Source organism: Vibrio sp. Vb1755 (genome assembly GCF_033338635.1).
GTDB classification, from domain to species: domain Bacteria; phylum Pseudomonadota; class Gammaproteobacteria; order Enterobacterales; family Vibrionaceae; genus Vibrio; species Vibrio alginolyticus.
Map to the genome: position 1 here is coordinate 277,844 of NZ_JAWOTA010000001.1, position 15,577 is coordinate 293,420.

The 15,577-nt window shown below is 42.2% G+C and carries 17 protein-coding genes and 1 riboswitch; of the genes, 3 read left to right on the plus strand and 14 right to left on the minus strand.

Annotated features, from left to right (window positions below):
• The first annotated feature begins 744 nt into the window (after positions 1-744).
• Entirely contained in the window at positions 745-1,914 is a 1,170-nt protein-coding gene (locus tag R7E00_RS01295; RefSeq protein WP_171342685.1) for a D-alanyl-D-alanine carboxypeptidase family protein, read from the plus strand.
• A 211-nt stretch (positions 1,915-2,125) separates the two neighbouring features.
• Positions 2,126-2,533, plus strand: a complete 408-nt coding sequence (locus R7E00_RS01300) for an SPOR domain-containing protein (RefSeq protein WP_005373701.1) — start codon at positions 2,126-2,128, stop codon at positions 2,531-2,533.
• A 50-nt stretch (positions 2,534-2,583) separates the two neighbouring features.
• On the opposite strand, the gene R7E00_RS01305 is transcribed toward R7E00_RS01300, so the two are convergent.
• From R7E00_RS01305 to R7E00_RS01325, 5 genes are all read right to left on the minus strand, one after another.
• Complete coding sequence (locus R7E00_RS01305) at positions 2,584-3,057, minus strand: peroxiredoxin (protein WP_005373699.1); 474 nt, start codon at positions 3,055-3,057, stop codon at positions 2,584-2,586.
• A gap of 125 nt (positions 3,058-3,182) precedes the next feature.
• Positions 3,183-4,199 (minus strand): adenosine deaminase, encoded by a 1,017-nt coding sequence (locus R7E00_RS01310; RefSeq protein WP_017819853.1) that lies wholly within the window; start codon positions 4,197-4,199, stop codon positions 3,183-3,185.
• 89 nt (positions 4,200-4,288) lie between these two features.
• A riboswitch (purine riboswitch) is annotated at positions 4,289-4,388 on the minus strand.
• Positions 4,389-4,625: 237 nt separating this feature from the next.
• Positions 4,626-4,766, minus strand: a complete 141-nt coding sequence (locus R7E00_RS01315) for a PA3496 family putative envelope integrity protein (protein WP_017633782.1) — start codon at positions 4,764-4,766, stop codon at positions 4,626-4,628.
• 50 nt (positions 4,767-4,816) lie between these two features.
• Positions 4,817-5,026 carry a hypothetical protein gene (locus R7E00_RS01320; RefSeq protein WP_005373692.1) on the minus strand — a complete coding sequence of 70 codons (210 nt, stop codon included), beginning with the start codon at positions 5,024-5,026 and terminating at the stop codon, positions 4,817-4,819.
• Between the two features lie 240 nt (positions 5,027-5,266).
• Positions 5,267-5,476, minus strand: coding sequence for a cold-shock protein (locus R7E00_RS01325; protein WP_171344217.1), 210 nt, complete (start codon positions 5,474-5,476; stop codon positions 5,267-5,269).
• Positions 5,477-5,877: 401 nt separating this feature from the next.
• Here R7E00_RS01325 and R7E00_RS01330 point away from each other — a divergent pair, with 401 nt between their 5' ends.
• Positions 5,878-6,726, plus strand: coding sequence for a pirin family protein (locus R7E00_RS01330; RefSeq protein ID WP_138940070.1), 849 nt, complete (start codon positions 5,878-5,880; stop codon positions 6,724-6,726).
• A gap of 142 nt (positions 6,727-6,868) precedes the next feature.
• On the opposite strand, the gene R7E00_RS01335 is transcribed toward R7E00_RS01330, so the two are convergent.
• The 9 genes from R7E00_RS01335 to R7E00_RS01375 all read right to left on the minus strand — a co-directional run bounded on the left by R7E00_RS01335 (position 6,869) and on the right by R7E00_RS01375 (position 15,395).
• On the minus strand, positions 6,869-7,717 hold the full coding sequence (locus R7E00_RS01335) for a patatin family protein (protein ID WP_171344216.1): 849 nt from the start codon (positions 7,715-7,717) through the stop codon (positions 6,869-6,871).
• 257 nt (positions 7,718-7,974) lie between these two features.
• The gene (locus R7E00_RS01340) at positions 7,975-8,313 is read right to left on the minus strand and encodes a hypothetical protein (protein WP_171344215.1); all 339 of its coding nucleotides are present in this window, start codon (positions 8,311-8,313) and stop codon (positions 7,975-7,977) included.
• A 691-nt stretch (positions 8,314-9,004) separates the two neighbouring features.
• Positions 9,005-9,436, minus strand: coding sequence for a YccF domain-containing protein (locus R7E00_RS01345; protein WP_005373685.1), 432 nt, complete (start codon positions 9,434-9,436; stop codon positions 9,005-9,007).
• Positions 9,437-9,654: 218 nt separating this feature from the next.
• Positions 9,655-10,587: a Gfo/Idh/MocA family protein gene (locus R7E00_RS01350; RefSeq protein WP_042522689.1), complete on the minus strand. Its 933-nt coding sequence runs from the start codon at positions 10,585-10,587 to the stop codon at positions 9,655-9,657.
• Between the two features lie 123 nt (positions 10,588-10,710).
• The gene (locus tag R7E00_RS01355; protein ID WP_171342622.1) at positions 10,711-12,366 is read right to left on the minus strand and encodes a phosphoethanolamine transferase; all 1,656 of its coding nucleotides are present in this window, start codon (positions 12,364-12,366) and stop codon (positions 10,711-10,713) included.
• Positions 12,367-12,387: 21 nt separating this feature from the next.
• A complete protein-coding gene (locus R7E00_RS01360) occupies positions 12,388-12,744 on the minus strand; it encodes a diacylglycerol kinase (protein ID WP_017635149.1) in 357 nt (118 codons plus the stop codon).
• A 127-nt stretch (positions 12,745-12,871) separates the two neighbouring features.
• The gene (locus R7E00_RS01365; RefSeq protein ID WP_262606156.1) at positions 12,872-13,264 is read right to left on the minus strand and encodes a glycine zipper family protein; all 393 of its coding nucleotides are present in this window, start codon (positions 13,262-13,264) and stop codon (positions 12,872-12,874) included.
• 119 nt (positions 13,265-13,383) lie between these two features.
• Positions 13,384-14,682: an ATP-binding protein gene (locus R7E00_RS01370; RefSeq protein ID WP_017819858.1), complete on the minus strand. Its 1,299-nt coding sequence runs from the start codon at positions 14,680-14,682 to the stop codon at positions 13,384-13,386.
• The gene (locus tag R7E00_RS01375; RefSeq protein ID WP_005373673.1) at positions 14,682-15,395 is read right to left on the minus strand and encodes a response regulator; all 714 of its coding nucleotides are present in this window, start codon (positions 15,393-15,395) and stop codon (positions 14,682-14,684) included. Before R7E00_RS01375 ends, R7E00_RS01370 begins: the two co-directional genes overlap by 1 nt.
• Between the last annotated feature and the right edge of the window lie 182 nt (positions 15,396-15,577).

The window sequence follows — 15,577 nt, forward strand, 5'->3', positions numbered from 1 at the left end:
GCTTATATCATGAAAGAGGATATGTATGATGTCGTCGTTTGAGTCGTACTGGGTTGGGATACGTCAAAGAATAGCCGCACAAACCGAAGGTAACCGCAGTTTAAAGTCTCTAGTCATTAAAAAGCAGCGTGTGAACTTAAATAACAGTGGGTTATCCTTTCGCGCTAAGTCCGGATGTCTTATCCCTCACTGTTATACCAAGTTCTCTGATGAGATAAACCTAAAAACATCGAAAAAATCGTCTCTTAGTTTTAAAAAAGGAAAGCTGTATTTTTCTCCAGTTTAATAATAAATGAAATTTACATAAATTATAATATTAGGTTTTTAAATTTATCGATAATTAATTACGATTTTATGATGCGTTTTCAATATGTTTTCTTGGTAAGTAATTAGCTGGACTTATTGTTGATTGTTTTTGTTGTTTCCTATTTAGATATGGATAAAAGCTCAACTACTTTTCCTATACCAACTTACTCCCTGAATTGACTTGCGCGCTTTTTCTCCCCTCTCAAAAAACATAGCGTTACGGAATTATTTTCGCTCCTGTTTCATTCTTCAAGACGAAAGCTCTACCTACCTCTCATTATTTTCGACAAACATTGAGTAAAAGTAACCAATCGTAACAAGGTGGCTGTAACTGAGCGCCGTTTCAATATACTCGTTTTTTAACTAGGTAATCCCGCGCTTTGAATTAATTCGGGTACCGTTTGTAAGCCTTAAATGCTACTAAGATAAGATGTCATGATGAGAAAAAGTACTATATTACACACAGTGTTAATTACAGGGTTCGCTGCTGTATCCTCGTTGGCTTATGCTGCGCCTTCAGTTGTGCCAAATGCGCCAGAACTCAGTTCTCGTGGTTATGTTTTGATGGACTTCCATACGGGGAAAGTACTGGTTGAACGTGATGCCCACAAACGTTTAAACCCTGCGAGTTTAACGAAGTTGATGACTGCTTATGTAGCTGGTCAAGAAATTAATACAGGCAATATTACGTTGAATGATGAGGTTGTCATCAGCAGAAATGCTTGGGCAAAAAACTTCCCAGATTCTTCAAAAATGTTTATTGAAGTCAATACTTCCGTTTCTTTGTCTGACTTATACCGTGGTCTGATTGTTCAATCTGGTAACGATGCCAGTGTTGCTATTGCTGAGCATGTTGCGGGAAGTGAATCAGGGTTTGTGAGTTTGATGAATAGTTGGGCCGCCAAGCTTGAATTGTCTAACACGGCATTCACCAACCCTCACGGCCTAGACAGTGACGGTTTATATTCGACACCTTATGATATTGCCAAGTTGGGCCAAGCGATTATTCGTGACTTACCTGATATCTATCCGCTGTATAGCGAAACCTCGTTTACTTACAATGGCATCACTCAATACAACCGTAATGGCTTGCTTCGTGATCGTAGTATGAATGTCGATGGCATGAAAACTGGTTATACAAGCGGCGCGGGTTATAGTCTAGCGACTTCTGCAACACAAGGTGATATGCGTTTGATTGCTGTAGTGATGGGAGCGAAGAGTGAGAATGTTCGTGAATCAGAAAGCAAGCAGCTGTTGAGTTATGGCTTCCGCTTTTATGATACGGTAATGCCGACTGAGGCGGGTGCGGAACTTGCGAAAGCTCGAGTTTGGATGGGCGAAAAAGACGAGCTTACTGTCGGCGTAGCTAACGATGTGTATCTCACTTTGCCAAAAGGAGATGTAAAAAAGCTGCAAGCGGAAGTCGAATACAACGGTGATTTAGTTGCGCCAATTTCTGAGCAACAAGTGGTTGGTAAAGTGCTTTACAAAGTCGACGGTAAGGTCGTAAATGAAGCCGAGCTCGTTGCATTGGAGTCCGTGGAGGAAGGCAGTTTATTCAAGCGAATTTTAGACTGGTTTAAACAATTGGTCGCTAGCTGGTTCTAAACAGTAGCGAACTTCTGTCTATATCACTCTATCTTGTTAATGTTCTATTAAATCAATTTACTAAGGCGGCCAACGTGGTCGCCTTACGTTTTTGGAATACTCGTTGCGTTAAAACGCAGGCCTTCTTGTAAGGGTGTGTTTTACCTGACCAAGAGCGTTTTGTGTTTTTGGGTGCGAGAGAAAAGAAACTAGAACAAGAATGGAGTGACACGTGCACAAGATTTTATCTTTGACATTGATTTTATCGCTCATGGGCTGCGCTATGCCTTACCAGCAGGAGGTCGATAGCGGCCAATGTGTTGGAGTCATGACCTCTCAGGATGCATATGGTTATTTAAACCCAAACCATTACACGATGCAGGTACTCGCGCTGAAGCAAGAAAAAGATGTGAAAGATTATATTCGCTATATCGATCCTAAGCATCCGGTTTGGGTTAACTGGAAAAACAGCCGAGGCACACGTTGGTATACGGTAACTGTTGGTGATTTTAAAACGAAACAGGATGCCTACAATGCGCTTTCTTCATTACCAAGCCGTGTAAAGCAGTCATCCCCGTTTGTGCTGACTTTTGCGGAAATGCAGCGTAAGCAACAAACGAGTGTTGTGAGAATGCGTTAGCCAACAAAAAACGGAAGCGATGGCTTCCGTTTTTGTATTTAGGAGTAAGCTTAAAGCGCCGCTAAAATCGTTTCTGCTTTGCTTGCTTCAAACTCTTTTGGCTCTTCAACGTTAAGCTTAGTCACTGTGCCGTTTTCAATGATCATCGCGTAACGTTGTGAGCGAATACCACCAAAGCCGCCTGTATCCATTTCAAGACCCAATGCTTTAGTAAAGCTAGCGTCGCCATCACCCAACATCAGAATCTCAGAAGCGTTTTGAGCTTCGCCCCACGCTTGCATCACAAATGCATCGTTTACAGAAACGCACGCAATTAAATCAACACCTTTTGCCTTTAGCTCATCAGCTAATACCACATAGCCTGGTAGATGAGCTTCTGAACAGGTAGGGGTGAATGCGCCAGGTACAGCAAAGAGTACGACTTTCTTGTTCGCAAACAGTTCTGTAACGTCGTGGTTAACCATACCATCGGCAGTCAACTCACTTAGAGTTGCAACTGGTAGAGCTTGGCCTTGTTGAATCATGATTCTATTCCTTTTTGTGTGCTAGTTTAGCTTTCTCAGTCTAGCGTTTATAAATGCGGTTAACCACAGAGTCTTTGTAGGGTTTTAATACCTACGCGTTTGACCTTAGGCGTGGCACTATGCCTTTATTGCAACGCTTCGTGCTGGTTTACGTATTGGCTAACAAGGTGACGATATTTCGCCTTTAACTCGTTATCGATAAAGCTGGCATCAATCGCGTTCATTGTAAATTGGGCAAGTTCACTCTTACTCATTGGATGTGCGTTGTTGACGGCCAAAAAGTTGTCCGTCATGTAGCCACCAAAGTACACAGGATCGTCTGAGTTAATCGTTACGGCGACCCCTTTTCGTAGCAAATCCACAATATTGTGATCTTTCATATCGTCGAATACACATAGCTTAAGATTCGATAACGGACACACTGTCAGTGGCATTTGGCTTTCGATTAAGGATTCAACTAATGCTTCATCATCAACACAGCGAACACCGTGATCCACGCGGCTCACGTAAAGCATTTCAATTGCATCGCTAATATTTTGTGCGGGGCCTTCTTCACCTGCGTGAGCAACGGTAAGTAAGCCTTCTTCTACTGCTTGTTTAAATACGCGCTTGAATTTAGCTGGCGGATGACCTTGTTCTGAAGAATCTAGTCCAACACCAATGATCTTATCACGGTGTTTCAGAATAGCCTGTAGGGTCTCTATGGCGCTCTCTTCTGAAAGGTGACGGAGAAAACACGCAATAATTTGCGAGGTAATGCCAAGTTTTTCGTGACCATCTTTTAGCGCGCGAGCGATTCCATTGATAACAGTGTCAAAGTCTATGCCGCGTTCTGTGTGTGTTTGAGGGTCAAAAAAGATTTCGGTATGAATAACGTTGTCTTCTTTACAGTGCAGTAAGTATTCCCAAGTGAGATCGTAAAAATCTTGCTCCGTACGCAGAACTCCCGCTCCTTGGTAATAGAGGTCGAGAAATGATTGTAAGTCTGTGAACTGATATGCGCTGCGTAGTTCACTCGGAGAAGAGTAAGGGATCTCGATGCCGTTTCGTTTTGCTAATTTGAATAAGAGTTCCGGCTCAAGTGAACCTTCGATATGTAAGTGCAGTTCTACTTTTGGAAGACCTTGAATAAATGCGTTCATATTCCACCTTATGTGTATTGTGGATGCAGTTACTCTAAGAATAGGTATAGATAGAAATAAATCGAACGCTATCACAAAGAGTAAGACCCACGATGATCTCAACTCTTCGTAATCAGCACTTTGCGGGAACTGGTAGAGACCCCCAAACCATATCATTGGGGTTATACGAAGCAAACGAGAGGGATTATACGCAAAAATATCGCTTTGGCTATACGCAAATAACCTAACTGTCATTAGTCACGGGTTTTCCTGTGAGCGAAACGAATATTTGCAAGTCACTTGAGTATAGAGGAGCCAGTTGTTTTTGCGTGTGTGAGAGGCACGTGTAATTAGAAGAGTAGTCTAAAAGAGTGGAGATTCGTTTGAGCAAAGGTAGGTGGCGGTACCTTGCACAACGATAAAGGCAGAGAAAGCACTAGAGAGCATTTATAGATCGAATAACTTATCAAATTCTCTTTGTTCCATAATGTCTTCTATGCGGCGTCGAGTTTTCTGCTTTACCGCCGCCGCGTTTTGTTCAGACTCTTTTTTGTCTTTTTCTGACTGCTTCTTACTTTTTCTAGCCATTGGATACCTTCCAAATTAGTTGCATTATCCATTAATGCATGAAAACTGGATCAGTTAACAGTAAAACTTCCTAACTTTGAACCTGAATCACAGAGAATAGTTCCAGATTGCGTTTTCTCACAATATTCAAAATCGATCATGAAGCTATGAGAAAGAAGTTTCGGTAATACGTGCCTTCGTAAAATATCACCATTTAATTGATGTATTTTAGCGTTCCAAGAGGTTTGAGGTTGTTCTAAATTAAATTCAATTTCTAACATTTATTCTCCTGTTTTTTAGTGATTTTCTCTTTGTTAAGTAATTGATACCAATGCCTTTGACGGCCAGTTCTTTTTGAGGACATGATTTTTCCTATAAATAATAAATTAAGCAGTACTATTCAGTTTATTTTAGATAGCACAAAGCAATGCCTAAAATTAGGCTGAGTGATTGATGAAAGAATATTTTTGAAGGAGAGAGGTTTGGTGCAGCATGGGCATGCTACACCAAGAAAAGCAGTCTTATAGAGGAGTTACTTCAGTCGCTTGAGGACCTTTTTTACCTTGTTCTACATTGAAGCTTACTTTCTGACCTTCAGTCAGTGTTTTGAAACCGTCAGAAACGATAGCGTTAAAGTGTACGAATACATCTTGGCCGCCGTTGTCTTGAGATAGAAAACCGAAGCCTTTAGTTTCGTTAAACCATTTTACTGCACCAGTTACTTTAGACATAAAAATACCTTTGAATTAAACATTAAAATTATGATTTGTTTTGTGGATCTTTTCTAAGCTATTGAATGTTCAATCAAGAGGAAGTTGTACGCAGGTGTCTGAATTGGGGATTCAAGATTTTACTGAGAGGAAACTTAAACTAAATGTTGCATTAACAGCTCTCTTCTAAGAGCCAAGGCACACTATACACCTTGTTTAGAAAATAGCTACATTTATTTTAGATAAATTAAATGTGCTCATTATTAACTCGATAAATTGTATTGTTCGAAAAAGTTGAATAAGTAGAACGAATAGTATGGCTCATAATTTTAGCTCATCAACCTAAAATAGAACCTTATCGATAGCCATAGATTGAACATGCGATTTGCAAGCGGTCACATAGATAAACTAGGAGAACTAGTATGAGTACATTCAGAGACATTCGTCAGCTTATTCCTGCGCAAGCTACTGCTGATGGTGATGGAGTGAAAATTCGCCGAGTAGCGGGTTTCAATAATGCTAGCTTTTCTCCATTTTTGATGATGGATGAACTCAAATCAGAAGACCGCGCTGATTATATCGGCGGTTTCCCTCCGCATCCGCACCGCGGTATCGAGACGCTTACTTATATGTTGAAAGGTCATTTCCAGCATCGTGATCATATGGATAATGTTGGTGAGCTTCGTTCCGGTGGTGCACAGTGGATGGCGGCAGGAAGAGGCGTCATCCATAGCGAAATGCCTATTATGAAGGAAGGCGAATTGCATGGTTTCCAAATTTGGATTAACCAGCCCGCGAAAAATAAGCTGCAGCCAGCTCAATATCATGACTTTCAACCTGAAACGATCACTGAGTTTGATACTCCGAATACGGGGGTTGTACGTTTGATTGCGGGTCATATGACTATAAACAACGAACGAATTCAGGGGCCGCTAACAGAGACAGGTGTTGCTGCCACGGTAGCCGATTGGAGAGCGATGGGTGGTCAAGCTTTGAATTTGAACACGGAGCAAGACAACAACATGATGCTCTATGTCTATAAAGGTCGTATTCAATTAAAAGGTCGTGAGATCAATCAAGGCGAAATGGCCATTTTATCGAAAGGTGAATGGGCTGAATTGCAGGCCGAAAAAGAGAGTGGTGCACTGATCTTTATTGGTGAGCCAATTAATGAACCCGTGGTGCATTATGGCCCTTTTGTCATGAATAGCATGGAAGAGATAGAACAAGCCATCCAAGACTACAACTCTGGGTTGTTTGAAACTTACTAGTTTTGACAGCCTACTCGCTTTTTCAGTTAGCGAGCAAATTAAAACAGTTTTGAGCCTGCATATTGGGCTCGACCAGAAGCAAATACGATAATCCACTGCCATCGAATTTGCGTTAGCCACGTTTAATCCACGTGGCTTTTTTCTACTTCTGACTCCATCGTATGATGGCTTCCTTTCCTGCTTCAATTCCTAACTCATAAGCATGACGCAGTGGTGCTGGCGATCGACTCAGCCGTTTCAACTTGAATGTTTCAGGAGGACACACTTGAATGATTTCGATACCAGGTGGTGGGTTGTTGATCAGCGCTAAGGTCTGATTGTAGCGAACTTCACGTGTCAACATCGGTTCAATTAATCCGGGCGTTTCTTTCAACATCCTCCTAGTTAGGGCGCTGAATCTTCCTCTTGGTTTTTGATAGCTTGCGGGCTGGCTGCGTAAAACCATAATCTTTTTGGCTCCTCGCTTTATTGCTTCTGCAACAGGAAGTGCGTCTGAGACGCCACCATCAACGTATCTAATTCCGTTCAGTGATACGCCATTTCGGTAAAGTACAGGTAGTGCACTGCTGGCTTTCATTGTTTCTGCCAAGTCGTCGACATCAGGAAGGTGGTACTCCGCTTGCCCATTGTATTGACGCGTCACGCCTAAAAAGAAAGGTCGTGAATCAGCTTTGAGCGCAGATTTATCGATGCCAAGTTCTTCGAGGGTGACATTCCACATCCAGTCTAAGTTCATCATATCACCACCACGTAGAAGTTGAGATGGAGAGATAAATTCTTTTCTTAAGCTGTAATCGAGGTAGATTTTTAAGTTACGTCCGGGCATTTTAGCTAAGTAGGCAGCCAAGTTGCTAGCACCCGCAGACACTCCCCAAAAGCTATCAAATGGAGAGAACTCGCTAGCAAGAAAATGATCGAGTATGCCGCATGAAAATACGCCTCGCATGGCTCCACCTTCGACAATCAATGCTCGAGAGCCTACTTTTTCCATCACTTCGCTCCACTCTTTATCAATCGGATAATAGCGTGCAGCTTAACGCATAATGGTTTTATACCCAAGTGGGCCAAAGGTCTAGGTTGCGTTCCTTTGAATAAAAAGGGCATCAACGGATGCCCTTGTCACTTTTAGCCTATGGAATTACGGGTAATTGAGTCGCTAATTTAGTGAAGGAGACCGAGCCAATTAGCCCCCTTACATAGAGCCATACCTGTAGTCCCATACTGATCGTTGTTGGAATAGTTTGATGATCACTTGTTAAATAGGCATACAAACACTATCCAGAGCGTTGTAAGCAAAAGTAATGGGGTGAATACTTTCTGGATAGAAGCGCCATCAGTTAAATTGTAAATTTTGATGGATTCATTATAGAACGCTCGTTTGAATTCTTTGAAGCTAATGTCGCTCTTCGCATGCGACTGTTCATAGTGCTGGTGCGCAGCGTTCGATAGCTGGTATTCCAAGTCTTGGAGCTCGTACTCCTTGTTAAAAAACGCATCCCAAGCCGAAAGGCGGGCTATCGTTTTAGGAGATGGATCCCCATTTAGTTTCTCTAGACGCTTAGCATAAGCTGCTTGATATTTATCCACGGTATATTCCTGTCTGAATAGACGTTGAGTTAGAACATATGTAAAAAGAAAAATAAGTAATAAAAGGTTTTTTACGTTATATACCTGTGATAAATGCTAAAAAGTTCAATGCTCTAGCACTCCGATGTCGCAAATGATATTGATGGAATTGCTCTGCGACAAATAAAATAATTACTCTAGATAACAACGAATTTTTGTTGTTTTTTTAAAAAAACTGATCATGAGATTTAGTGGGGATTTTTACCGAGAAGAATTTCGCTACTGTAACTCTCTATATTTACTCAAAAAGAGAAAATCTTAGAAGCTTTCTTTGATTGATGTGAGATATTTTAGGTCGAAAAGCATTAATTTTGGCTATGATTATAGTTCGTCTTTTTGTTGTTGAACTCTACTTCGAGGGGGAAAGAACCCATATTTCGAGCATAGGATAGCTCGCTTTTTCGTTACGTCGTTCTTGGAGTTTGAGTCAGTGACGACGCTATGAGTCTAGCATCTTGAACTCGATTGGGCGTATTAATTAATTATAAAAGTAAAGCAGTGCTGAGCTAGGATAAACTTCAACGTAAAGGTGACGGTATGAATATACAATCAGCCATTATTGAATATGCGATAGCGATTATAGGCTTACTTTTGACGGGCGTTACCCTCTGAGCATGACTGCCCAGAGGATAGAAAGCGCATTAGCTTTTTGCTAACGATTGATGTTGTATCGAGCCATTGCAGCTTCTTCTGACGATACAACCGTTTTACCAATTGGTGCGAGTGAAATAACCGCTAGCTTGAGGTGTTGGAGCGCAAACGGAATGCCGATTATGGTGACAAAGCATGCTGCGGCAGAAAGTACGTGACCGATAGCTAACCAAAGGCCTGCAAACACAAACCAAAGGACGTTACCAATAACGCCGAGCGGACTCGTGCCAATGTCCATTTCATTGGTCAATTCATCGCGTGAGATGGCCTCTTTACCGAATGGGAAAAAGGAAAAATTACCCATAACGATACACGCACGCCCCCAAGGTATTCCGATGATGCTAATAAAGGCCAAAATACCAAAAAACCACCATAGCAACCCCATAAATACGCCACCAAATACAAACCAAATGATGTTACCAAGTGTTCTCATTCTATTTCCTTTATTCTTGAATGTGATGATTCAGATACCTGAGAGCACCGTAAAACAAATCTAAACCGTCTGTTTTGTCAATGTGTGCTTTTGTGCCCTCATTCACCTGATTGATAGAATAATCGCCGTAGTCTTAACAGAGAATGAATGCCTTCCTTAATGCAAGTCTTTTTAGTATAGAGCGTAATACTCAATCAAGCATATAGCCAAGAATCGCATTATCTAGAGACAACTTTCTCGAGATATTGACAAATTTGCTCTGCCAATCGATGGCTGGCAATGTTGCGTGTTACTACTTCATCAGCAATATTTCCAGACTCAACGACGCCAAACCAATCGAGCAACATCGAATGGAAACCTTTACTCGTCAGCATTGGCGTCCAGTCTTTCAAATTGATTTTTTGCTCTTGGTTAGCTTGCCATAGTTTGCCTTCAACGAAGGAGTCGAACTCAACTGCCTTGTTTGCATAACAAGCTTGAACGCGCTCTGTAGTGATACCGAAGTGGCGATTCATCGAGGCGTGGAGCAAAGTATCTCCATGTTGCCACTGAATATCTAAACGCGCCAACTGACCACCTTCAAGTTGATGAGTTACATAAGCATCTTTTAGATCGGCTTTGGCTGTGACGTTAACGCTGTCTAATGGGTGAATAAAATCATCAAATATAAAGGTACGAACATCCCCCGGTAGTTGGTGACGGTTCTTTTCCCAGCGTAGCGACTTTAAGTCATATATGTTGCCTTGCTGCACTTGTGGCATATGTTGGTTGTAAAGTGGAATGTGACGACGGTTAAAGCCCACATAGAGTGGCTGTCTCTCTTTTTCGGCAATGTCGTACAGCTTTTCCACGTCATCAGCACTGTTCGCTAATGGTTTGTCGACAAAGGTTGGAATTCCATGCTGCAGAAAAAATGCCGCTATTTGAGGGTGTACGCTTGTTGCCGCATGAATCATGACGGCATCGACGCCAAAGTGTAGAAGTTGCTGGTAGTCTTGGCAGATCTCTGAGATTCGATACTGCTTAGCCAGGCTCTCAAGTGTGTTTGGGTTGCGGGTACAAAATACAAGTTCGATATTTGGAAGCTGAGTGATAACAGGAAGGTATGCTTTCTGAGCGATATCCCCTAGACCAATAATACCAATTTTCATCCTAGTCCTTATCTCGATGTATGGGTCGCGGACTGTCAGTATAACGCTTGGCGCGGCGATGAGTTTAAATACCTTGTTAGAAAAAGCCTGATTCACACTTTGAGCCAGGCTTTATTGAATGATTTAGGAAACGGCTCGGCAGGCTTTGAATATATCTAACTTGCTATCGTAGGCTTGAGTTTGTACATCCATAATGCCTAATAAAGAGTGGAACACGTTATCATGTGAGTATTGGCCTGCATTCTGTGCTTGTTTATACAAACAGTCGGTATTGATCTGCTTCGCTTGTTTAAAGCCCGAAGACAGCCACATAATCAAAGGAACGCGTTTTTGGAAATCTGGTGCAAGGCCATAAGGCATACCATGTAAGAACAATCCGTTTTCGCCTAGTGACTCACCGTGATCCGATATATAAATTAGCGCGGTATTATACTCAGACTCTAACGCTTTAAGTTTTTTGATGGTTTCTGCCAATACATGATCGGTGTAGCGTATTGTATTGTCATATGTGTTCACTATTTGTTCGATGCTACAGTTTTCGATATCTGCACGTGGACAGTCTGGTTTAAAGAAGGCGTTGTCTCTTGGGTAACGCTGAAAGTAGGTCGGACCGTGGCTTCCTATAAGGTGCATGGCGACCACTCGGTTACCGTGCATATCCGCGACTTCCTGATCAAAATGATCTAATAGCGCCATGTCGTAACAAGTTTGGCCATTACACATAGGGCTTACTTGCTTTCGATCCACTTCGATTTTCTTGATCTTGTGGGCTACTTCTTTATCCCCACCGTCATTTTCTTTCCAAATGAGGTCAACCCCGGCGCGCTGCATTATATCGAGAGCATTGTCCTGGTTATCCGCTTTGGTGCGTTCAAACTCGTTTCGCGTGAGCTGTGAAAACATACAAGGCACAGATACAGCAGTCGCGGTGCCACAAGATGCGACGTCTTGAAATGAGATAACATCCAATTTACTAGTATAAGGGTTTGTCTCTCGTGTATAGCCATTGAGTTGGTAGTTCTGCGTTCGAGCGGTTTCTCCTACGACAAAAACCAGTAGTGTTGGTTTGTGCTGTGCTTGCTGTACGGCGCTATCTGACTGCTTTGCATCTGTGCCGATTTCTCGATATGGCTCTGGCGTGGTGAAATATTTCTCCTTCACATACCCGGTCGCGCTGTAAACGAACTGGGTGGGTATGATGATTTTTTTTAGGTGGCTATTGTTGCGCCCTACAGATGCGTAGTCTTGATAGTACACGCTGGCAATGACGGCGATGACAGCTAGCGACGACAGCATCGATACTAATTTGGTAACAGAGAAGTACAGTAATTGGTGACGTTGAGATTGCAGCTTGACCTTAAAGACAATTATCGCTGGGATAACTCCCATAATCAGCGTCCAAATTACAGAGTGAGCACTCAGGTAAGAACTCGCCTCGCTCGAATCGGTTTCAACAATATTGGCAATCATTCCAGAATCGAAAAGTGTGCCATAGTTATAGCTTGCGTAGCTCACCATACTTGAAACAATGATTAAAATTATAAAGAACGGCTTGCCGATCCAAGGCCAACTAAATAAATTAAAAAGGAAATTGAGCGCGGCAAGAAAGAAAATTGGTATTGTGATAATAAATCCAATCTTGACATTATCTAAGTGTGTAAAGATGCCGATCAGTTCTTTATAAATAGGGATATTTACGACGAGAGCGAAATACAGCGCCAACAGGAAAGTAAAGGTAACGTAAGAGATACCTCTCTGTTGTAAATCATGTGTCTTCATAATGAGTGTCTTGAATAAAAATTAGAGCAAGAACGAAGCCCAAATAAAAAGGGCAAGAGTTAACGCAACAAATACTGCTGCTGAGCCAATATCTTTGGCTCTACCACTGAGCTCGTGCCAGTCATCGCTAACACGGTCGACAACCGCTTCTACGGCGGAATTAATGAGTTCGACGATCAATACCAAGAACAGGCTACTGATCATCAGCACTCTTTCGTATGTGGTGACAGGAAGGAAAAAAGCACAGACGGAAAGCACCAAGGCGAGAATCAATTCTTGTCTAAAAGCGGCTTCGTGTGTCCATGCGGCTTTCAATCCTTGAAATGAATAGCCGGTCGCATCCATGACACGGCGTATACCTGTTTTACCTGGCTTCAAAATATGACCTTACTATTTAAGCATTGGGATGGAACACATATCCCAGAGAGGTAACGAGATTAATCGTTACAGCGTGAAACATTTGTGAATAGAATCCATCGCGCGATAATTTAAGAAAAGTGCTTATTTAATCAAGATCGTAGACGGTATAGCCTTTGTGCTGGAGGCATTTACGCAATACGAGAGATTGAGTTTTGGTTGAATCATTTGTTCCACTCAAAGCACCAGCTCCAGCTCCTACAGCACCGCCGGCAGCAGCACCGACAGCCGCTCCACCTAATCCGTCTTCTAGCGCACCAGCTGCTGCGCCGATCAATGCGCCTGTAACTGCCCCATTAGTGGCTTCAGATTTCGCTGCCTCTGATTTGTCGACATTTTCTACATAGCCTTGGCAGTAAAGAAAGTCTTGTTCATATGTACTAGGGTCGACATTGGTCATGTCGACGACAGGTTTTTGGTTGTAGGCGCAAGCTGTAAGCGTAGAAGTAAGCGCCATAATCAGGATAAAAGATTTATACATGAGTACTATCCATTTAGTGTGTGAATCTTATGGATTAAATGTACACTGTTTTATTGTTGGGCTCTGTCGCTTGAGTGTATTGAAGTGTCGTCTTCTGTAAACGGGGTAGGAAGGTTAAGTTAACTGTCTGATTTTTTGAGGCTAAGTGTGAAGCAAGCTCCTCCAAGTGGGCTATGGCAAATCGAAACTTCTCCACGTTGAAGCTCCATTATCTGTCTGACAATCGCCAAACCGAGCCCAAAGCCGCTCGTCTTTTTGTTGCGAGATTCATCCGCGCTGTAAAATGGTTCGAATAGATGAGGCCAATGCTTTTCTTCAATACCTATGCCATCATCATGAACATTGATGAAGCAGCGGTGTTGATCGTGTTTTATCTCTACTAAAATCTGCTTATCTGCGTACCGCATTGCATTGCGCAGCAAGTTATCTAAGGCTCGCTTTAACAATTTTGGGTCAGCAAACGCGAGAACGTTTTCTGAGTTTACTTCTTGAAGCGAAATACCGAGCGTAGTCTCTTTTTGCCATCTCTGTCGTAACTCTTTGACTAAGTTGAATAGGACGACTTCTTCTTGAGTTTGTAATGCTGTGTCAGGACGCTCCATCTTTGCGTAGTAAAGCAATTCTTCAACCATTTCTTCCATCTCGTCAATGTCTTCGACGATACTGTAAACATACTTTTTCTGTTGTTCAGTTAAGGTTGAATCCGATAACAAATCTGCTTGCCATTGTAAGCGGAAGATTGGGGTACGCAATTCATGTGCAACGGCGTTAGTTAGCATTTTATTGCTAGTGATCAAGCGAGATACTTTATCGGCCATCGTGTTAAAGCTTTTGTTTAACGTCCCAACAGACTTAGCGCTTGAGGTACTAGCTCGAGCCTTGAAGTTACCTGAGGCAAACTCAACGGTCACTCTCTCTAGCTCTCGAATCCGACGGCTTAAGAACCAGATCAACAATATGCAATACAGAGCAAATCCAGCTAAAAAGAACAACCAAACGATATTGTCATCAAAGTTGGCAGCTTTAACCACAGGGCTATTCGGATTATCGCTCATTTTAAAGATAGGCGTGCTCGCATCTAGGCGGAACCAGATATCCCTTTCTTCATCGTAAGCGACGTTAACGGAGGTATCACTTTCAAACGCCTTTTTGATGTCTGTTGGAAGCTCTTCAAGCGTATGAGGCACCAACAAACGATGGCTTGATGTGGCAAATTGTTCCAACTGTTGTTGAGTATATTCTAATCCGTGTTCTTTATAGATAGGGTAGATCAGATCGTGAAAAGCTTGACCCTCATGCTCTTGTAATAGGTAGTCATAATCTGTGTTGATCTCATAAACTAAGAACTCGTATCCCCACAAGCTAGCCATAAACAGAATGATAAGGCCAACAAAGCTTTCCAGATAAATCCGTCTCATTATTCATTCCATGCATCAGGCATAAATAGGTAGCCTTTGCCGCGAACGGTAATGATTTTTTGTGGTGAGCAAGAAGCATCGCCTAGCTTCTTTCTCAGTGTCACTATGCGATTATCAATGGTGCGGTCTGTTCCATCGTATTCAATACCACGCAGTGTTTTGGTCAGCCACTCGCGTGATAGTGTTTTTTCAGCATGCGTTGCAAGAACCCACAACAAATCGAACTCGCCGTCTGTCAGCGCAATTTCTTCTTGGTTCATTACGCACGATTTACGCAATCGGTTTAAACACAGAACACCAATTTGTAGGCCGTTTTCGGACTCGGTAGGCGCCGCCTCTTTTCTTCTTAATAGCATGCGAATACGAGCCAGCAATACGCGAGGTTTGATGGGTTTAGTAACAAAGTCATCTGCGCCTATTTCTAATGCGGCGACATGATCGAAGTCATCATCACTTGCTGTCAGCATCAACACTTTGCCTTTGTAGCATTCTCGGATTTGACGACATACACTCAGACCATCTTGCCCGGGTAGCATCAAATCTAACAGCACCACGTCTGGTTGTGTGTCAATAATCGCATTGGGTGCGTCCGTCCCATTGTCGATACATTTGACCTGAAAACCTTGTTCAACAAAATACTCACCCAACATAGTTTGTAATTTGGGATCGTCTTCCACAATGATTAGAGATGGTTTGATTTGTTGTGCGTTCATTTAAGTGATGTATACAATATTTAATATCAATGGAACTTAAACAAATTTACGAATTATTTCAAATAAAGCTTTCTCAGAATAAGGTTATCGGATGAGTTAATTGGATAAAATTGCCAATTAATGATTTAAATCTAATCACCAATCACATTTCGGGAGATGTAAAAAGGCGCAACGTTTGCGCC